Below are 18,094 nucleotides of genomic sequence, written 5' to 3' on the forward strand. Positions count from 1 at the left end.
TCAGACTACGACCGAAGCGTGCTTAGTCGTTGTCGAGCCAGGATTTCTCGAAAACACCGACTTTTAAATATAATCTCCGATCACGAGGCAATTCCCCAGGTGAACGGCGCGCTTTTGGGTGCGTGCCCCCAACAGCTACCAATGACAGACCCCCGTCCGGATCCCGAATACGACCGCGTGCAGGCGCTGAAGGCGGTCACGCCGTTTCTCGCGCTCGGCCTCGCGGATCTCGTCCTGTTGCTCGGGTGGGGACTGGACCCGCTGTGGGGCTTCATGATTCTGCCGCCGATCCTGTTCATCAGCGGGCTCGCGTGGATCGGGTTCCGGACCGGGTTCATCAGCGATCGAACCGACGAGAGTCCGGGCACCTCGACTGTCGATCGTGGGCACTGAGACACGCGAAAAAAGCCGACGCCGACCGCCAGGTCAGGCGTCGAAAAGATCGTCGACCGCCGATCGAGCCGCGAGTGCGGCGTCGTCGGCGACCGTTTCGGGGTCGGCCCGCGCGTCAGGCGCGTTGAGGTAGACGTCGATCTCGAGTACCTTGTCTTCGAACGTCACCGTCACGTCGAGATCGTCGATCGCCGACCGGTCGAGGCGCGAAAACACGACGTCTTCGGCCGTCGCCGCGGCCGTCTCGACGACCGTTTCGTCCGCTGGTGTCTCCGCGTCAGTGGATGGTGTGGCGTCGTCGCTCATGCACCGCCAGCGCCCGGACCGACGTCCGGACCGCCGCCGAGCGCACCACCGCCACCGCCGAGCATCTCCTGGAGGTCACTCTGGAGTTCCTCGAACTGTTCTTCGACGCGCTCCTCCTGCTTTTCGAGGGAGTCGACGCGTACTTCGAGGTTGTCGACCGTCTCGCTGAGGTCGTCCTCGGCCTCGTCGTACTCGGTCTCGACGAGGAGTTCGCCGACTTCGCGATACATCGTCGCGTCGGGGTCGATGTCTTCGAGGGCCTCGAGGGCGTTCTCGGATTCGGTCAGCTGGTTTTGGGCCTGCTGTTTCTGCTGGGCGACCTGCTGGGCCGTCTCCTGGAGGTCCTGCAGTTCTTCGAGCTTCTCTTGTGCTTCAGGTGGCAGATTTCCCTGCATATCCGCTACGTTGGGACGAGCACAGAAAAACCCACCTTTTGTGGTCTCACCGCCGCCGAACGGCTACCCCACCGCTAGCTGGGACTCTCGTCATCATCGCCGTCCCTGCATAGAGAAAACACCGTTACCGACCGCGGATCGCGCCGGCGATCGATCCACCGATTCCGCCGACAACAAGAGGATAGATGAACCCCGCGACGAGCAGGGCAGGGAGGAGATCCGGACCGGCGGATGCTTCGAAACTCATGAAGGAGCCGTCCGACGCGGTCGACCAGCCGGTCACCACCGCACCGACGGCCACCACGGGGATGTACCCAAGCACGACTGAGCCGCCGGCCACGGCACCCGCCGTCGTGGACCGGGCAGCAGTCGCGTAGGCGACGACCGCCCCCGCGAGCGCCAGTGCGATCACCGGGACCGCAAAGAACCACGGCTCCCAGAACACCGTCTCGGTAAACGCGATGGGATTCGATGATTCCGTCCCTGAGCTCTCGAAGAGTATGTCGACGTTGTGTGCGCGGTAGAAAACCCAGCCAGCGAGCTTCCACCCTGTCGGGTAGTCAATCTGGCCGGCGAACTGACTAAGAATCCCAAATACTCCGGACGCACTATCGATGGCGTCAGACTTGGAGATGGCGATCACGCCATACCCCAGTACGTAGGCGATCACACCGGCCGCCAGTCCACCACCGATCGAGACCGACTCGAGGAGTGATCCGCTTCGGGTTCGATCCCTCTGTTCGCTCTTTGCCATATCTCACCGGATGGCGAGTCGGCCGATAAACATGCCGATGACGGCTCAGATCCCGCCGACTCGTTCAGCCACCTCGACGAGTGTGGTCCAGGTCGTCATGCCGGCCCGAAGTGCAACCGGATCCGCAGCGTCGATCGTCATCGAAAGCGTGGCGTCGTCCCGATCGAGTCGGGCGTGCGTGCGATCGCCGTCGATCTCATCGAGTTCCTGGGCGACGCTGGCCTCAACGAGTGTGGCACTGTCGGGATCGTCGTACACGAACTCCAGAACCGCCTGGTGGTCCATTTACTCGACGCCGATCTCTTTGACGTCGCGGGACCGTTCCTTCAACAGGACCCGGTGGCCACAGTACGGACAGCGGACGCCGCCGTACTCGTCGAGTTCGACGTCGCGTTTGCAGCGCGAGCACTTATACGCCATCTCAGGCCTCCGTCTCCTCGCCTTCCTCAGCGAGTGCCGCGCGGATCGAGCGCTTTGCGGCACGTCCACCGGGGGTCGTGGGGCTATAGGAGCCACCCGTGAAGGTGTATCCACAGTAGCCACACTCCCAGACGCCGGTTCCCTGCCGGGAGACGCGGTCGCGGCCGCACTCGGGGCACTCGTGGTCGTCGTTCATGTTCGCCTCGATCTCGGCGACGCGACGGCGGGAGACTCGCCCGTATCGCGCGCCGAACCGACCGGCACTGCCGGTACGATCGTCAGCCATAGTGGTGAAACATCACGCCAGCGGGCTGATAAACCTGTTGAGTTGCGGGCAGCCGACGGGGCCGGTGCCCACGACCGGGCCGCTCACTCCCCAAGATCGGCGTCCGCCAGCGCGTCGTTCAGGTCCGCCCGGACGTGCTCGCCGAGTTCGCGATCGTTGGCCGTCGTAACGACCCGGTTCTCCTGGACGCTGGAGCCGTCCCGGATCAGGAGTCGGACGTTGCCACCCTCGTCGGCACGGGTCGCCTTCGCGCGGACGCCGCCGCGTGCGCTCGACCCGCTCGCGTCGATCGGGCCGGGGATGATCTTCTTGACGTGAGGGTGGCCCGCGACCGTCTCGATCGCACGCATCCCGTCGCGATCACCGATCAACGTCGAGTGGGTGCCGCCGATCTTCTCGGCCGCGCTTGCCTCGACGACCTCCAGGGCGGGCTCCCCACGGCGCTCGAGGACCCGATCGACCGGATTCTCGCCCTCGACGCGGTAACACTCGTAGTGAAGTTGGGATCGGACGGCGTCGATAACCTCGCGATCGCCGGTGACGTAGACTTCCTCGGGGCGCTTGCGATGGACCTCGTCGGCGACCTGGCCGGCGAAGTTCCGCAACTCGACGCCGCTCAACTCGCCGTCCTCCGGCGTCGTCGTCACGACGCGCCGCCCCAGGATGTCCTCGTCGTCGATCGTCGTCACCCGGGCGCGCTCGCGATCGAGTTCCAGAACGACCACGTCGGCGTTCGCCGTGTGACACACCAGGCAGTAGTCGCCGGGTCGATCGAGGTCAGCGGCGCACTGCCGGCACTGCATCAGTGTCCTATCGGAACTCCCATCGAATAAGCAGGGCGATCCGCGAGTGCATGCAGTAGAGACGGCTATCGATAGGCTTCGAATTCCTCGCCGAAAACGAGGAAGTACCCGGTCCCGACGACGCCGATAGCGGCGGCGACCGTGAACGCGACCTCGGGGCTCACATAATCCCAGAGATACCCACCGATGGCAGCGCTCGGGATGACGATCGTGTTCCGCAGGAGGTAGTACGTCCCGGTGACGCGGCCGCCCGCGTCGGCCTCGGCGGGGCCGACGATCAGCGCCTTGTGCGAGGGGAGGCCGGCGAATCGGAGGCCGGAGAAAGCAAAGACGACGATCATCGCTGTCTCCGTCGCCGGGGCGTAGATGAGGACGACCGGGAAGATCGCGTAGACGGCGAATCCGACCGCAACGACCGGTTTGAGGCCGACGTACTCGGCGGCCTTCGCCGCGGGCGCCATCACCAACAGCGCGACCAGCATCTCGACTCCCAGGAGGATGCCGAAAAACGCCGCCGGTGAGAGGGTGACGCTGTAGGACGTTCCAAAGAGGGCGACGGAGGCGTCGAAGCCGACTTCGAGGAACTGGGTGACCACCAGCACGAAGAAGACGTACACCATCCCGTTGGCGAACCGGACCAACGTGTCGCCGACGAGCAGCGGTCGCAACTCGGCGGGCATCGCCTGAAGATCGGACCAGATCTGCTCGATCCCCGCGAAGGAGCCCCCGATCGTGTCTTCGCTCGCGTCGTACAGCCAGTGCTGGATCAACGTCCCGAGCGCGCCGAAAACCACCCCGACCAGCAGGACGTACTGGAAGTTCGTCGCGAACGAGTCGCCCATCCGTCCGAGAATCGGCGAGAGCAGCGGGACGTTCCACTGCAGTTCGAGCAGGACGGCCGCCAGCACCGGGCCGACGAGGAAGGCCACCCGGCGGAAGGTCTCCGTGCTCGCGAAGCCGGCCGCCAGCCGCGAGGGGTCGGTCGCCTGCTTGACCACAGCGAAGGAGGCTCCCAGGCCGAAGGATTTCCAGGCCTGGGCGAGGATCAGACCGACGAAGATCCACACCCAGGGTTCGATCGTCAGTCCGGCGAGCGTGACCGCGTCGAACTGTCCCGCGATCAGCCAGACTGCAAAGCCGAGGGTCGAGAGAAAGCCAAAGAGCGTCAGCGCGTACCGGGAGCCGATCCGGTCCGAGATAGCACCACCGGGATAGGGGAACACCGCCGAGATGACATTGCCGAAGGTGCCATAGAGGCCGACGACGACCCCCGAAGCACCCAGCGCGGTCATGTACTCCGGGAGGTAGCGGCTGGTCATCTGAAAGCCCAGGCTGAAGGCGAACATCGCGATCGAGAGGACGAGGACGTCCCGCCGGAGCGCGAAGAACGACCGGAAGGCGTCGATCGGACCTGCCGCTTCGGCCTGCTCCGCTGGCATGTGTCGACCCTCGACGGCGATCGCCTAAACCCTTGTCTCGGGGCGAAATTCAGACAGCCAAATAGTCAAAACAGACAACCAGTCTAGACAGAAGATTCAATGGGGTACCCATCGATCGGGAAGTCATGATGCATCCCTCACGCGCAGTCTCACTCGCATACCTCTGTCTCGGGGCCCTCGTGGTCGTGTGGGGAGCGATCACTGTCGCTGAGCAGATCACGTTCGGCGGCGCGTTGCTCCTCGTGGGCGGCGCCATGCTGTTGGGGGCTACGCTCTATAGACTCGCTCGCGATGAGTCGAGCCCGATCGTCACCGAATACGGGCCACTGACATACGCACTGCTCGGCGGGGCGACGCTCTTCGCGCTGGGTATCGTTGTACAACTGCTATAGGTCTGAGCGGCGGCCGATCGTGCGGAGAGTGACGATCTCGGTGCCGACGGGTGCGAGCGCGTCTGGGTCATCGATCCCGTCCACCCGATCGCCGACGGGCGCCCCGAGTCCCTCGAGATTCCCGAGGCGGAGATGTACGGCGAGCCCCACGACGTGACAGAGCCCGACCGGACGGAGCTCGTCTCGTGGTTCGGCGGCGGGGAGGGCTTGCCTCCGGGCTGTGCTACCGCCGCGGTCGCGGTCGGATCTTCGCGTTCCGGCCCGGCCACGAGAGCTATCCGATCTTCCATCACGAGGATGTGCGACAGGTCCTCAGGAATGCTGTGGCGTGGGCCGCGCCGACGGAAGGTAGCGAGGCGACCGACGGGGAAGCCGAGACGATCGAAGCGCTGGAAGACTCATAGAGTGGATAGATATGATACAGGGGCAAATATTGACCCCATGGACACTCACCGCTCGGGTCGCGGCGCGGACTCGTACCGTTCGATCTCGTCGGTCTTCTCCACGCGATCGTAGATCTCCCGCAGCGTGTCTTCGGCCCGGAGCAGTTTGTGCTCCTCTAAGAACGCCCGTCCGTCCTCGCTGAGGCCGTAGAACTTGTAGGGCCGGTCGTTGCGCCGCTGGTCCTCGGGAAGCAACACTTCCTCGACGATCCCGGCGTCGACGAGTTCCGCGAGATGCTGGCGGATCGTCGTCCGGCTCTTCGAGGGGTTGACGTAGTCGAGCTCCTTCAGCGTCGGCAGCCCCTCGGGATGGCCCAAAACGTCCTGCAGCAGCGAGAACCGCGTCTCCTGGGTGACGACGTTGAGCCGACTCCGGACGGTTTCGAGGGCGTTCGGCGGCGTTTCTGGCGTACTCATTATCACACTGTTCGGCCGCTTCGTGCAAAAGCGTTTCGCTCAAATACGAATCGGTTAGTGGCGAATCGTTTAAAGGCGAATCACAGAGGGAAGCAGTAGTTGGTTTGAAGTGTTCGCGTGCGGAACCGTTTCCCAGATGGACGAGCAATCGGTTTCTGTCGAAGAGGTCGCCGAGAAGGCCGAGTCGTATCTCCACGGGACCTCACTCACACCCGAGGAGTACGAATCGCTCAAGCAAAGCGTCGGGGAACTCATACCGATCTTCTCCGCCGAGCGGGCGTATTTCATTCTGGGCAGCTACGGCCAGCCGGAGATCGATCGCCTCCAGCTCGCCAAGGACCGACTCAACCAGCGGCCCGGCGCGTACGCGTTCCTGATGGTCGACGTCCGCAAAGAGTGGACGAACACCTACCTCAAGTTCCGGCTGCTGGCCGACTACACGGACGTCATCGTCGGCGTCGCCGAACACGCCCACGGCGGCTTTCTCGTCGAGCAGGGCTATTTCACCGCCCTGGAGGAGTACTTCGCGAAGACCCACGTGTTCAAACGCGAGTACGAGGCCCTCGATCTGGACGAACTCGACACCGAGGTCGACAGCGAGGATCCCTACAGCGCGATGCAGACGGGCATCTTCGAAATGCTCGACGACGCAGGCCGGCTTTGCCGATGGACCACCGAAGACGACCTCCTCACGTGCGTCGGGAATCTGCCCGACGAATGACCTGCGAGCTCAGAGGTCCACCGGATCGCTCTTGGTGATCTCCCGCAGGACAACTGTCGCGTACGAGCCTTTCGGGAGCGCAAACGAGAGCGTCAGTGGATCGTACTCGACGGAGAGGTCCGTCCGCAGGAGGATCGCCCGTCGCGTGCCTTCCGAGTCGAACTCCCCCGGAAGATCAAAGTCCGCCGGTTCGATCCCCAACTCGTCGAAGACCGCCCGTTCGAGCTCGCCCGGTTCACCATCTGCCAGTTCACTGTCGGCCCCGAGCAACGGCGCGGTCACGAACGCCCGCCCGCGCTCGCAGTGGCGGCGAACCGTCCCGACGTTGTCCTCGGTTACACGCTGCGTCCGGCCGGTGTCCGGCAGTTCGAGGCCATCGGGAGCACCGCTGTCGGCGAAGCAAACCACGTCGCCGGCCACCGGTTCGTCGAAGGGAAGCCCGCGCTCCAGCCGTGCCGAGAGAATCCGATTGAACGCGTAGGACTGGGCAGCGTTGACGAACAGTTGCTGGAGGTTCGTCGGGACTGCCTCCAGCGCTTCTTGGAAGTCTTCGGGCTCGTCGGCCCCGTTCTCGGCGAGACGATGGCACATCGACCGTTCGTAGCCCAGGCGCTTGGGGAGTCGATCGAGCGCGCCTTCCCAGTCTTCGGTTTCCGTGACGTACTTCCGGGCTTTGCGAGTATCCTCGCGCTCGCGTTCGTGTGGATTCCCGACGTACGCCAGGACGGCGTCCGTCCAGTCGCCGCGGGCGATGGCGAGGCCGACCTCGTGGGTGACCGGGCGCTGGCTGCCGAAGCGTTGCTGCCCGAAGTAGTTGGGGACGCCAATGCGGGTCGAGCCGTCGTCCTCGCCACCGCCGGACGCGCTGCCGGCGAACGCGGCGAGTTCGTCGAGAATGGCGTCGGTCCGGTCCGGGTCATCGGGTTCACTAACAACTATTTCGAACTCGTTGCCCGCCAGATCGCCAAAGAGGATCGGCCGGCCGCTCCGGCCCAGAACCTCGATCTCGACGTTCGAGAGGTCGATCGTTTCGAGATCGGCGGGGTCGACTTTCGCAACGGAGAACAGCTGAGTCGTCTTCGCGTATTTGTCCTTCGTCCCGGCCCAGGAGACGCGTTCGCGGCTGATCCCGAGGTGATCCGAGAGGACGCCGGCGAAGTCGTTGGTGTCCCAGCCCGCGAGCGTCGCCCGGAAGACAACGTGTGGGTACGCGCCCTGCTTGGCGTCAATGGGCTCGACCTGGAAGGCTTCGACCTCACGGACGCCGAAGGCCGCGGGCTCCCGACGAAGGTGCCCGCCGACGCCGTCGCTGTCGCTGACGTAGTACTCCATGCCGACCGCTTGCTCGACGGGGTGTGCCTGTCGCATATCGAGAGTTGAACGTCCTACACTGTCACCGGAAAAGAGCGTGCTGGTCGACGTGTGGAAGGCACGAAAATCGAAACCGAATTGTTGCCGTCTACAGCGCGTCCGCGAGGTCGTCGAACTCCTCGATCTCGACGCCTTCGTCGGTAATCTCGGCGATCACGAGGCCGTTGCCGGAACCGGTGTCGCGCTCGCTGGCTGCTTGGACCGCGTTCGTCGCGAGCTCTTTGGCCTCCTCGGTGGACATCTCGGCGTCGTACTCGCCCTCGATGGTCCCGTAGGCGACCTGCATTCCACTGCCGGTGACGGCGTAGTCGTCTTCCATGACGCCGCCGGCGGGGTCGATCGTGTAGACGTGACTGCCCTCGTCGTCGACGCCGCCGAGGATCGGGTGAATGGCGAGGAACGGACCACCGCGAGCGAAGTTGCCCGCGAGCGTCGCCAGCGCGTTGATACTCATCGGCTCGTCACGACGCGTCTCGTAGAGACTGGCCTCCGAGCGCAGCGTCCGGATGAACGACTGGGCACCGCCGACCGAGCCCACGAGCGTCATGGCTGCCGTCGGGTGGATCTCCTCGACCTTCACGACGTTCTTGTTCGAGACGAACCGACCGCCGAGGCTCGCCCGGCGGTCGGTCGCGATCACGACGCCATCCTCGGTCGCGAGGCCGACGGTCGTCGTCCCGGTCTTCGTCACGTTCTCGCCGTCTCCCTCGTCGGTCGCAATCGAGCCGAGTTCGGGTGCGTAGGGGTCTGTCCGTCCGCTGTCGTGGGGGTTCATGTTCAGATCAGGGTTCATTCGTCGTCACCTCCGAGCAGGTCGCGCTCTTCGAGGTGCTCCTCGATCACGTCTTGGCTCACACCGAGAACGCCTTCCTCGTCGACCGTCTGGAGGTCGACACCGTCGGGGTCGAGGCCATCGTCGTTCGGCTCCGCTAGCCCCTCCAGGGCGAGACCGACACCCTGCTCTAAGGTCATGCCGTCCTCGTAGTTGTCCTCGAAGTACTCCTGGATCTCCTCGCGACCGCCGCCGACCGCGAGTGCCGACCACTCGTAGGGCGTCCCCGAGGGGTCGGTCTCGAAGAGGCGGGGCTCGCCGTTCTCCATCCCGCCGACGATCAGCGCGACGCCGAAGGGGCGCGCGCCACCGGTCTGGGTGTACTCCTGGATCGTGTCGGTGATGGCCTTCGTCAGCGCCTCGACACCCATCGGCTGGTCGTATCGCAGATGCTCGACCTGCGACCGCCGGCGCGCAAAGTCGATGAGCTTGCGCGCGTCGGCGACGTGCCCGGCGCTCGCGATAGCGATGTGGTCGTCAATCTTGTGTGTCTTCTCGATGCTGTCGCGCTCGATGAGCGACGAGCGCGTCTGTCGGTCCGCCGCCAGGACGACGCCCTCGTCGGTCCGTACACCGACGCTTGCGCTCCCGCGTTTGACGGCTTCCCGTGCGTACTCGACCTGATAGAGCCGGCCGTCCGGCGAGAAGATCGTAATCCCGCGATCGTAGGCCTGCTGTTGTTGGTTTCCTTGCATACTGGTGTCCTCGTATTGTGTTCACCCCGAGTTAGGGCAGATCGTACATAAACCTTTCAGTAAGAGATAAATAGGTCGATTGAATGCGGTACATCGGTTCTGAGTCCCAGCGGCACATATACATCAGTATAGCGATAGGTCTCCCGTGACGCGATCGACGGCGTCTTCGTCCGCTGGACCGACCGCCAGCGCGGAGACGGTGCCGGGTTCGAGTTCGGTGTGACCGGCGTCCCGGACGATAGCGTGGGCCAATCCCTCGCGTTCGGCCTGGTCCGCGAGTTTGAACAGCGTTGCTTCGCCGTCGGCCTGGAGGACGACCTTCTTCTGGCCGCTGCCCTTCCAGGCTGACTGGCTTTGGCTGTCGGCGTCCTCATAGGCCATCAGGGCGGCGTGGGCGACCTGGGCCGCGAGTTTCCCCTCGCCCATGTTCAGATCCGCGCGTGCGACGATCGCCTGCTTCATGGCTACTCCTACACCGGAGTGGGTAAAGGCGTACTGTTCCGGCTGTGGTCGTGTCGGGAAAGCCGACGGTATATATTCCCGGCCCGGCAACGACGGCTATGCAGCGGACCACGCGCGAGCGAATCGCCGATCGATTACGGGGGGAATCGCTGTCCGCCACGGCGCTCGCCGCGGCGTTCGAACTCTCGACGACGACGGTGATCGAGCACGTCGAGCACATCGCGCGGTCGCTCGATGATAGTGACGAGCAGTTGCTGGTCGCGCCCCCGGCGTGTGAGGACTGTGGCTTCGACGGGTTCGACGACCGACTGAACGAGCCGAGTCGGTGCCCGGAGTGCCACAGCGAGAACCTTTCGCCGCCGATCTTCCGGATCGAGTGAGAAAGCGGCCCCTATTTATTGCGGGATTCGATGTAGTCGATCGTCTCCCAGATATTGAGTACGCGAATACGTCCTTCGTAGTATGTGTTTTTAATGACGCCCGAAATCGATCGTTCGGCATTCCGGTCGTCCATCACGATCCCGACAGATTCGTGCTGCGTCGACCCGAGCAGTGTCACGGCAACAGCAGGCAGTTCCGAGTCCGTCTTCCGCAATTCGTCCGGGTCCGTCTGCTCGTATTCTGCCAGCCGCTCGTGGACACGATCCATCAACTCGCCAGCACGGGGGCCATCATGAACCCTCACCCCTGGCTGGATGGAATCCACGATCGAAATCCAGGCTGTCGTCTCCGCGCGGTCGACCCAGTCGATGCTGAGGTAACCCTGCTGTTCGGTGAGTTCTTCGACGACCCGTTCACTCAGATACAACTCGACACCGTTGTCCCGAACATACTGAACGAAGGTCTGGTATGGATCGCTGTCAGTGCCCCCGATCGTTCGAAGAAAGCTGGTATCGAGTACGAGAGCGCTCGGAAACGGTGAGACGTGTCCGTCAGTCATCGGCGCGCTGGTACGGTGTTTGCTCCAGGGCACGTTCGTGTACTGGTACCTCGAACGAGATGTCATCAAGCGTCGGATCGTGATCTTTGACCAGTGCGACGATCCCCTCGATTGCCTGCGTGACGGCGATCCCCTCGACAGCCGAGACGTTCAGTTCCTCGGCAACGCCACGACGTGTCGTCTTCCCCAGCAGGTACTCGATGGTTCCCATGACTGCCGGGGCAAGCGCTGCTTTACCGTGCCGCTGGACGAACAACTGGAGGTCGTCGTTGGCGGTGGTTGCGCCAAAGACCGCGATCAGGACTGGGCCGAATTCAACCGTAGCTTCCCCACTCCAGACACCACTCACAGCGTCTGCCCGCCAGAGTGCTGACCCATCCTCGTAGGCATCGAGTTCTTCCGCGATGCGAAGCTCTGCCAGTTTGTTGGCGTACTTATACGCCGTACTTTTCGAAAGCCCCCGGCGTTCGCGTACTGCAGTGATGGTCGTCGGCGAGTTGAGCAATACATCCGTATAAAACTGCGCGAGCTCGGGCGTAGTCAGCAGTTCTTGCACCACGAAAAACCGCCGGGCTGTATCTCCAGTCGCCCGTGATGCATTGTTGGCGGATGCGTTCGACATAGTCCATAGTACGCGAACTATAGTCTAAAGCGTTTCGACAGCGTTGTATCCAGACCGGGAGTGTCCTGTGTGGATATATTCGGTCCGGGCCGTGTATACGACCGGTCATCACAGAGGAAGACTTCCTTGAGCAGAGTAATCCTGGTTTCTCCTGCAGTAGCTGTCTTTCAAAGTCGGTCTGGGGTCTCCATCTCGGTCTCCGGGAGGCCACTGTATTTCGATTCGGAGCGGGCCGCTCGTGGAATCTACTAGCATTCACCTGCTGAGGGGTGGCTCCGAGCAGGCGTTGGGCCGTCACCGCCACGCGGACACTTAAATTCCTGGCGTGAGTGTCCCCGGACGCAATGACCGACAGCAGGGACTACGGCAACGAGGACTACCGCATCGAGGCGGACAGCCTCGGCGAGATGGAAGTACCAGCCGACGCCTACTGGGGGGCACAGACCCAGCGCGCGATCGAGAACTTCCCGATCAGCGATCGGCGCTTCGGACGACGGTTCATCCGGGCGCTCGGCGTCGTCAAAAAGGGCGCGGCACAGGCCAACCGCGATCTCGGCCTCTTGGACGAGGAGAAAGCCGACGCCATCGTCGCGGCCGCCGACGAGGTGATCGCCGGCGATCACGACGACCAGTTCCCGGTCGACATCTTCCAGACGGGCTCTGGTACCTCGACGAACATGAACGCCAACGAGGTGATCGCCAATCGCGCCACCGAGATCGTCGGCGGCGAGATCGGGTCGAAGGAGATCCACCCGAACGATCACGTCAACTACGGCCAATCGAGCAACGACGTCATCCCGACGGCGATGCACGTCGCCGTTTTGGAGGCGATCGAGCGTGACGTCCTCCCCGGACTGGAGACGCTCCGTGAGGAACTCGAACGCAAGGAGGAAGCATTCGACGACGTGGTCAAGACCGGGCGGACCCACCTCCAGGACGCGACGCCGGTGATGCTGGGCCAGGAGTTCTCGGGCTACCGGACCCAGATCGAGAAGGGGATCGCCCGCGTCGAGGAGACGCGCGAGCGGGCGGCCGAACTGGCGCTCGGCGGGACAGCCGTCGGGACCGGGCTGAACACCCACCCCGAATTCCCCGAGTTGGCGGCCGAATACATCAGCGAGGAGACGCTGCTCACCTTCCGGGAGGCCGACAACCACTTCGAGGCCCAGGCCGCCCACGACGCGATGAGCGAGGTCCACGGCGCGCTTCGGACCGTGGCGGGATCGCTTCAGAAGATTGCCAACGACCTCCGGCTGCTGGCCTCCGGGCCGCGCAACGGCCTCGGCGAACTCGATCAGCCAGAGAACCAGCCCGGCTCCTCGATCATGCCGGGAAAGATCAATCCCGTCGTCGCGGAGTCGGTCAACCAGGTGTACGCCCAGGTCGTCGGCAACGACGCGGCTGTCTCGACCGGCGCGGCCAACGGCCAGATCGATCTCAATCTCTACAAGCCAGTGATTGCGAGCAACGTCCTGGAGTCCGCGCGGCTGATCGCCAACGTCAGCGGTGCCTTCGCGACGAAGTTCGTCGCAAAGCTGGAAGCCGACCGCGAACACTGCGAGGCGCGCGTCGAACAAAGTATGGCCCTCGCGACGGCACTCAATCCCGCGATCGGCTACGACAAGGCCAGCGAGGTCGCCAAGGAGGCGATGAAAACCGGACAGACCATCCGAGAAGTCGCCGTCGAGAAAGGCTACCTCACCGAGGACGAAGCCGACGAGGTGCTCGACCCGGCGACGATGACCGAGCGCGTCATTCTCGGTGACGAGTGAGCGGCCGGCGACGGGCATAGAGCCGAGTAGCTACTCCGGCAGCGGCCACGGTGCCGTCGCCCCCGTCACGGCGACGACAGGCTCGTCCCGTTCGCGAGACGACGATGGGCCTCCGGGAGCCACGCGGGCGAAGAAACGGTCACGTTTCCAACGTCGGTGATATTTGAGGTATACCGGTGGGTGAACGTGATCGTCTCGGAGCGTGTTCGGCGCTCGGTCGTATACATGGCCGTCAAATTTTGAACGAGTCCGCGTCGAGTCACAACGACTGAAACCCGGTAGTCCTCGACCAGTGGCGCGAGTGTCTCGGAGGGTTGGGTCGACGTGAGCCGATACCGCACTCCAGCGGTCGACTCGATCCGTTCGATACTGGCGGATCCGACAGGGAGATAGCGTTCGACCGCGTTCGTCGCTGACCGGACGAACCGACTCCGGCTCCCGTCGGCCGTGATACGGTCGTAGCGGTAGGCGGCCCACGATGTCGACAATGCGCGGATGTAGACGTCCTCGCCGTCTGCGTATTCGTTGTACACCGGATAATAAACCCGCCGACCCTGATAGCGGTCCGTGCGACCGTTCGTCTCGAAGTAGTAGCGGGTCGCGTTCGCGAAGGCGACGGTCCGATAAGACATCGTACTGTCGGTGACGTTTGCGACCCGCCCGGTTCGGTTGTCGGTCTCCGTCCATACGAACGATGTCTCTCGAAGGGCATCCCGATGTGCGTCAGCGAGCAAGTCCGGCTCAAGTTCACCGTCAGCGTAGACTCCTGGCACGATCATCGCCCCCGGGCCTGTGTCTGGAGGGTCCGTGGGAACCGGCGCGGGCGTAACGGTCGGGACGGGTTCGTCACCGCTCAAAAAGCCAGTACACCCGGACAGGGCGAACAGGGTAACGACCGCCAGGACTCGCCACCGCATTGTCGACTGTTCGGCTGCCACACACATAAAGACGCGGCAAGCGGTAGCATACACCGTTCGGCGGTGGCCACACACAACGGAGCGTTTTTCCCCGAAGCGGCGCCAGTGCCCAGTAATGACTGCCGACTTCGACTACGCGGCCCTCGGGCTGGTCGCCGGACTGGAGATCCACCAGCAACTCGACACCGAGAGCAAGCTGTTCTGTGAGTGCCCGACGACGCTCAGAGAGCCCGCCGAATCGACGACGACGATGACGCGGTACCTCCACCCCACAAAGAGCGAACTGGGCGAACTCGACGAGGCCGCCCTCGAGGAGAGCCAGGTCGAACGCGAGTTCGAATATCTGACCTACGACTCGACCTGTCTGGTCGAGGCCGACGACGAACCGCCACACCGGGTCGACGAGGAGGCGATGGCCGTCGCCCTCGAGATCGGACAGCTGCTCGACATGGACGCGATCGACCAGGTCCACGTCATGCGCAAACTCGTCATCGACGGGTCGAACACCTCCGGGTTCCAGCGCACCATGATGGTCGCGACCGACGGCGAGATCGAGACCAGCGAGGGGCCGGTCGGCGTCGAGGACCTCATGCTCGAAGAGGAGAGTGCCCAGCGCGTCGCGGAGACTGACTCGGGCGTCCGTTACAGCCTCGATCGCCTCGGCATCCCCCTGGTCGAAATCGGCACTGACCCGGACATCCGCTCGCCGGCACAGGCCCAGGAGGCCGCCGAACGCATCGGGATGCTGCTGCGCTCGACCGGACAGGTCCGGCGCGGCCTGGGCACCATCCGCCAGGACGTCAACGTCTCGATCGCCGAGGGCGCACGCGTCGAGATCAAGGGCGTCCAGAGCCTCGAGGACATCGAGGACATCGTCCGCAACGAGGTCGGCCGGCAGGTCGAACTGCTCGACATCGCCGAGGAACTCGCCGACCGGGACGCCACGGTCGGCGACCCGCAGGACGTGACCGGAGTCTTCGAAGACACCGACAGCGGCGTGATCCGGGGCGCACTCGACGACGGCGGCGACGTGTGGGCCGTCCCGCTACCCGGCTTCGGCGGCCTCGTCGGCCGCGAGATCCAGCCCGACCGTCGCCTGGGAACCGAGTTCTCCGATCACGCCAAGCGCCACGGCGCTGGCGGGATCTTCCACACCGACGAACTCCCGGCCTACGGCGTTACCGAGGCTGAAGTCGAAGCGCTGGCCGAGGCTGTCGATCTCGATCCCGACGCCGTCACTGGTGAGGAGAGCGAGGATGCGGTCGCGATCGTCGCCGACGCGCCCGAGATCGCCGAGCAGTCGATCGAAGCAGTCGCCGAACGGGCCGAAACCGCGATGGACGGCGTCCCCGAGGAAACCCGCGACGCAACCGAGGAGGCGACGACGCGGTACCTTCGACCCCTGCCCGGCGCGGCGCGGATGTACCCCGAAACGGACGTGCCGCCGGTCGAACCCGATCCCGCCGAGGTCGAAACGCCGGAACTTCTCACTGCAAAGACCGAGCGCTATCAGGCGGAGTACGACCTCGACGCCGGCTTGGCCGAGCAGGTCGCCTACGGGAAGCGATGGGAACTGTTCGAGGACGCTGTCGAATCCGGCGTCGACGCCACGCTGGCCGCCCAGACGGTCGAATCGACCGTGACCGAGATCCGGCGGGACGGCGCGCCGGTCGAGCACCTCACCGACGAGCACTTCCTGGCGGTCTTCGACCTGCTCGCAGAGGGGGAACTCGCCAAGGAGGGCGTCCCGGAGTTGCTGGCCGCCCTCGCGGAGAACCCCGACCTGAGTGCGGAGGAGGCAGCCGACCAGGAGGACCTCGGCAGTGCTGGCGAGGACGAGGTCCGGGAGGCCGTCGTCACCGTCGTCGAACGCAACGCAACCCAGATCGAGGACGAGGGGATGGGTGCCTTCTCCGGGCTGATGGGCGAGTGCATGGGCGAACTCCGGGGGAAGGCTGACGGCGACGTCGTCAGCGACGTGCTCCGCGAAGAGATCCAGAAGCGCGCCTGATGGACTCGGCCGGACGACTACCACCCATGTACTCACGCGCTCACGCTGCCATCTCGCTGGTCGTCGCTGGCGGGGTCGTTCTGGCCGGTGAACCGACGGTCGATCCCGCGCTCGCGGTGGGCTATGGCGTGGCGCTTGGGGTGCTGATCGACCTCGATCACTTCGTGCTCGCGTGGCTGCTTGCAGGGAGTACCACCCCGCTCCGACGCGTGCTCCGGGCACCCTGGATCGTCGTCACCGATCCCGCGACGATTTTCGATACGGACGACCTCGGGCCCTACCACCGGCTTATCAGTCACGTCGTGATCGCCGGGGTCCTCGTGCCCGGCGTCTGGCTGGCCGTCGATCCCTTTCTCGGTGTCCTCTCGGCGGCAGTCCTCTGGGCGCACCTGCTCGCCGATCTGATCGCCGACGTTCGGAACTTCGAGACAATTCCAAGAGACGGACGCCAGCCCTAATCCTCCAGTTTCTGCTCGACCCGTCGGAAGAGCCCCCGCAGTGTCCGAACCTCCCGGCCCGTCGGATGGGCACGGCCGATCACCCGCCGGAAGAGACGCCCGGCCTTCGCCCGTTTCTCCTCGGGGTGGTCGATCGCCGCGAGGAAGCCCTCGAACTGATCGTGCAATCCCTCTATCGCTGGCTGATCGGCCCGATCAGTGATGTCGGGCAGCTGGGTCTCCTCGACGGTCAGCGCCCGGAGTTCGTAGAGGACGATCGTGGCGGCCTGGCCCAGGTTCAGAACGGGATAGTCCTCGCTGGCGGGGATCGAACAGATCTGATCTACTTCGGCGAGTTCCTCGTTGGAGAGGCCGACGTCCTCGCGGCCGAAGACCAGACACACGTCGCTGTCGATTCCCTGAAGTTCGTCAGCGAGTTCCCGCGGCGTCACGAACGGATACCGGACGTGCTTGGTCGCGTCCTCGTTGGTGATCGCCGTCGTCGCGACGGTATGGTAGTTGTTGACTATCTCCTCGAAGGTGACCACGTCGGCGCTGGGCATGATGTCATCGCGGGCCTGGCCGGCGTAGCCGTAGGCCTCGCCGTCGGGATCGAGTTCGGGCGGGTCGACCAGTTTGAGATCCGAGAGGCCGAAGTTCTTCATCGCGCGGGCGATCGTCCCGACGTTGCCCGGCGTCTGGGCATCGACGACGGCGACGCTCACGTTCATTCGTCGATATCGAGGTCGAGGTCCTCGACGTCGGCGTCGAGTTCTTCGCGCTCTGCCTCGTCCATCGCACAGAGTTCGTTCTCCAGGGAATCGAGCGCGCCCGAACTCACGTCGGGGAGTTCCTCGCGGTCCTCCTCGACGTGCTCCAGGCCGCCGTAGCCCGCCGGGGCGCGCCCGCCGCTGTCGAACCACTCCTGGAAGGCGTTGGCGAGTTCCGGCTCGCCGGCGAGGTCGCTGCCCCCCTCTTCGCGATACCAGTAGAGGAAGTCCGACTCGTGGGGGCCACACAGCAACACGGTCCCGGTCGGCTCGCCGTAGACGATGCTGCCGACGTTGCACTCGGCGACGTTTGCCTCGCCGTGCTCGAGGTAGCAGGCGTCACACGGTTCCCCGACCAGCGCGGTGAGTCGGAGAATCCGACTCCGGGTGTCCGGCGGCATCTCGACGAGTGTCTTGAGCGACCCATCGTCGTCGAACACGTCGTCCTCCTCGAAGCGCCAGCCGCGCAACCCGATCGAAACCTTGGCCATACGCG

Annotated in this window: 25 protein-coding genes and 1 pseudogene; 8 read left to right on the forward strand and 18 right to left on the reverse strand. The window is 64.4% G+C overall.

Translation table 11 applies throughout. The annotated features are described in order from the left end of the window. The first annotated feature begins 141 nt into the window (after positions 1–141). Positions 142–393 (forward strand): hypothetical protein, encoded by a 252-nt coding sequence (locus SVXhr_RS09555; RefSeq protein WP_275736981.1) that lies wholly within the window; start codon positions 142–144, stop codon positions 391–393. Positions 394–426: 33 nt separating this feature from the next. Here SVXhr_RS09555 and SVXhr_RS09560 read toward each other — a convergent pair whose 3' ends face one another. The 8 genes from SVXhr_RS09560 to SVXhr_RS09595 all read right to left on the reverse strand — a co-directional run bounded on the left by SVXhr_RS09560 (position 427) and on the right by SVXhr_RS09595 (position 4,796). After that, entirely contained in the window at positions 427–699 is a 273-nt protein-coding gene (locus SVXhr_RS09560; protein WP_275736982.1) for a DUF3194 domain-containing protein, read from the reverse strand. Then, the gene (locus SVXhr_RS09565; protein ID WP_275736983.1) at positions 696–1,094 is read right to left on the reverse strand and encodes a prefoldin subunit beta; all 399 of its coding nucleotides are present in this window, start codon (positions 1,092–1,094) and stop codon (positions 696–698) included. Before SVXhr_RS09565 ends, SVXhr_RS09560 begins: the two co-directional genes overlap by 4 nt. A 124-nt stretch (positions 1,095–1,218) precedes the next feature. Then, entirely contained in the window at positions 1,219–1,848 is a 630-nt protein-coding gene (locus tag SVXhr_RS09570) for a hypothetical protein (RefSeq protein ID WP_275736984.1), read from the reverse strand. Positions 1,849–1,893: 45 nt separating this feature from the next. Then, entirely contained in the window at positions 1,894–2,133 is a 240-nt protein-coding gene (locus SVXhr_RS09575) for a KEOPS complex subunit Pcc1 (RefSeq protein WP_275736985.1), read from the reverse strand. Beyond that, positions 2,134–2,268, reverse strand: a complete 135-nt coding sequence (locus SVXhr_RS09580) for a DNA-directed RNA polymerase subunit P (RefSeq protein ID WP_015790396.1) — start codon at positions 2,266–2,268, stop codon at positions 2,134–2,136. It abuts the gene before it with no gap. A gap of 1 nt (position 2,269) precedes the next feature. After that, a complete protein-coding gene (locus SVXhr_RS09585; RefSeq protein ID WP_275736986.1) occupies positions 2,270–2,554 on the reverse strand; it encodes a 50S ribosomal protein L37ae in 285 nt (94 codons plus the stop codon). Between the two features lie 83 nt (positions 2,555–2,637). Next, on the reverse strand, positions 2,638–3,357 hold the full coding sequence (locus SVXhr_RS09590; RefSeq protein WP_275736987.1) for a DUF2103 domain-containing protein: 720 nt from the start codon (positions 3,355–3,357) through the stop codon (positions 2,638–2,640). A 65-nt stretch (positions 3,358–3,422) separates the two neighbouring features. Next, positions 3,423–4,796, reverse strand: a complete 1,374-nt coding sequence (locus SVXhr_RS09595) for an MFS transporter (RefSeq protein WP_275736988.1) — start codon at positions 4,794–4,796, stop codon at positions 3,423–3,425. A gap of 125 nt (positions 4,797–4,921) precedes the next feature. Here SVXhr_RS09595 and SVXhr_RS09600 point away from each other — a divergent pair, with 125 nt between their 5' ends. After that, positions 4,922–5,188, forward strand: a complete 267-nt coding sequence (locus SVXhr_RS09600; RefSeq protein ID WP_275736989.1) for a hypothetical protein — start codon at positions 4,922–4,924, stop codon at positions 5,186–5,188. 48 nt (positions 5,189–5,236) lie between these two features. Beyond that, positions 5,237–5,592: pseudogene (locus SVXhr_RS14650) on the forward strand (ThuA domain-containing protein); the annotation flags it as partial. Positions 5,593–5,637: 45 nt separating this feature from the next. Here the strand turns inward: SVXhr_RS14650 and SVXhr_RS09610 are convergent. Beyond that, positions 5,638–6,048, reverse strand: a complete 411-nt coding sequence (locus SVXhr_RS09610; protein ID WP_275736991.1) for a helix-turn-helix domain-containing protein — start codon at positions 6,046–6,048, stop codon at positions 5,638–5,640. Between the two features lie 136 nt (positions 6,049–6,184). Here SVXhr_RS09610 and SVXhr_RS09615 point away from each other — a divergent pair, with 136 nt between their 5' ends. Continuing rightward, a complete protein-coding gene (locus tag SVXhr_RS09615; protein WP_275736992.1) occupies positions 6,185–6,769 on the forward strand; it encodes a hypothetical protein in 585 nt (194 codons plus the stop codon). Positions 6,770–6,778: 9 nt separating this feature from the next. Here SVXhr_RS09615 and truD read toward each other — a convergent pair whose 3' ends face one another. The 4 genes from truD to pth2 all read right to left on the reverse strand — a co-directional run bounded on the left by truD (position 6,779) and on the right by pth2 (position 10,129). After that, the gene (gene truD, locus SVXhr_RS09620; RefSeq protein WP_275736993.1) at positions 6,779–8,137 is read right to left on the reverse strand and encodes a tRNA pseudouridine(13) synthase TruD; all 1,359 of its coding nucleotides are present in this window, start codon (positions 8,135–8,137) and stop codon (positions 6,779–6,781) included. A 91-nt stretch (positions 8,138–8,228) separates the two neighbouring features. Next, positions 8,229–8,915 (reverse strand): archaeal proteasome endopeptidase complex subunit beta, encoded by a 687-nt coding sequence (psmB, locus tag SVXhr_RS09625; protein ID WP_275740920.1) that lies wholly within the window; start codon positions 8,913–8,915, stop codon positions 8,229–8,231. Between the two features lie 14 nt (positions 8,916–8,929). Beyond that, positions 8,930–9,667 (reverse strand): archaeal proteasome endopeptidase complex subunit alpha, encoded by a 738-nt coding sequence (gene psmA / locus SVXhr_RS09630; protein WP_275736994.1) that lies wholly within the window; start codon positions 9,665–9,667, stop codon positions 8,930–8,932. A gap of 123 nt (positions 9,668–9,790) precedes the next feature. Further along, the gene (pth2, locus tag SVXhr_RS09635) at positions 9,791–10,129 is read right to left on the reverse strand and encodes a peptidyl-tRNA hydrolase Pth2 (RefSeq protein WP_275736995.1); all 339 of its coding nucleotides are present in this window, start codon (positions 10,127–10,129) and stop codon (positions 9,791–9,793) included. 98 nt (positions 10,130–10,227) lie between these two features. Between pth2 and SVXhr_RS09640 the strand changes: the two genes are divergently transcribed. Then, positions 10,228–10,509 (forward strand): transcriptional regulator, encoded by a 282-nt coding sequence (locus SVXhr_RS09640; RefSeq protein ID WP_275736996.1) that lies wholly within the window; start codon positions 10,228–10,230, stop codon positions 10,507–10,509. Between the two features lie 11 nt (positions 10,510–10,520). On the opposite strand, the gene SVXhr_RS09645 is transcribed toward SVXhr_RS09640, so the two are convergent. Both SVXhr_RS09645 and SVXhr_RS09650 read right to left on the reverse strand, forming a co-directional pair. After that, on the reverse strand, positions 10,521–11,069 hold the full coding sequence (locus tag SVXhr_RS09645; protein ID WP_275736997.1) for a hypothetical protein: 549 nt from the start codon (positions 11,067–11,069) through the stop codon (positions 10,521–10,523). Further along, the gene (locus SVXhr_RS09650; protein ID WP_275736998.1) at positions 11,062–11,691 is read right to left on the reverse strand and encodes a hypothetical protein; all 630 of its coding nucleotides are present in this window, start codon (positions 11,689–11,691) and stop codon (positions 11,062–11,064) included. The genes SVXhr_RS09645 and SVXhr_RS09650 overlap by 8 nt, the downstream gene beginning before the upstream one ends. A 344-nt stretch (positions 11,692–12,035) precedes the next feature. On the opposite strand from SVXhr_RS09650, the gene SVXhr_RS09655 reads away from it, so the two are divergent. Continuing rightward, a complete protein-coding gene (locus tag SVXhr_RS09655) occupies positions 12,036–13,463 on the forward strand; it encodes a class II fumarate hydratase (protein WP_275736999.1) in 1,428 nt (475 codons plus the stop codon). A 65-nt stretch (positions 13,464–13,528) separates the two neighbouring features. On the opposite strand, the gene SVXhr_RS09660 is transcribed toward SVXhr_RS09655, so the two are convergent. Further along, complete coding sequence (locus SVXhr_RS09660; RefSeq protein WP_275737000.1) at positions 13,529–14,380, reverse strand: hypothetical protein; 852 nt, start codon at positions 14,378–14,380, stop codon at positions 13,529–13,531. A gap of 115 nt (positions 14,381–14,495) precedes the next feature. Here SVXhr_RS09660 and gatE point away from each other — a divergent pair, with 115 nt between their 5' ends. Next, a complete protein-coding gene (gatE, locus tag SVXhr_RS09665; RefSeq protein WP_275737001.1) occupies positions 14,496–16,391 on the forward strand; it encodes a Glu-tRNA(Gln) amidotransferase subunit GatE in 1,896 nt (631 codons plus the stop codon). Positions 16,392–16,417: 26 nt separating this feature from the next. After that, complete coding sequence (locus SVXhr_RS09670) at positions 16,418–16,849, forward strand: hypothetical protein (RefSeq protein WP_275737002.1); 432 nt, start codon at positions 16,418–16,420, stop codon at positions 16,847–16,849. Here the strand turns inward: SVXhr_RS09670 and SVXhr_RS09675 are convergent. Together SVXhr_RS09675 and SVXhr_RS09680 are read right to left on the reverse strand one after the other, a co-directional pair. Then, positions 16,846–17,559, reverse strand: a complete 714-nt coding sequence (locus tag SVXhr_RS09675) for an RNA methyltransferase (RefSeq protein WP_275737003.1) — start codon at positions 17,557–17,559, stop codon at positions 16,846–16,848. The two genes, SVXhr_RS09670 and SVXhr_RS09675, sit on opposite strands and share 4 nt — an antisense overlap. After that, complete coding sequence (locus SVXhr_RS09680) at positions 17,556–18,089, reverse strand: hypothetical protein (protein WP_275737004.1); 534 nt, start codon at positions 18,087–18,089, stop codon at positions 17,556–17,558. The genes SVXhr_RS09675 and SVXhr_RS09680 overlap by 4 nt, the downstream gene beginning before the upstream one ends. Positions 18,090–18,094 lie beyond the last annotated feature (5 nt).

It is taken from the genome of Halorhabdus sp. SVX81 (assembly GCF_029207715.1).
GTDB lineage: Archaea > Halobacteriota > Halobacteria > Halobacteriales > Haloarculaceae > Halorhabdus.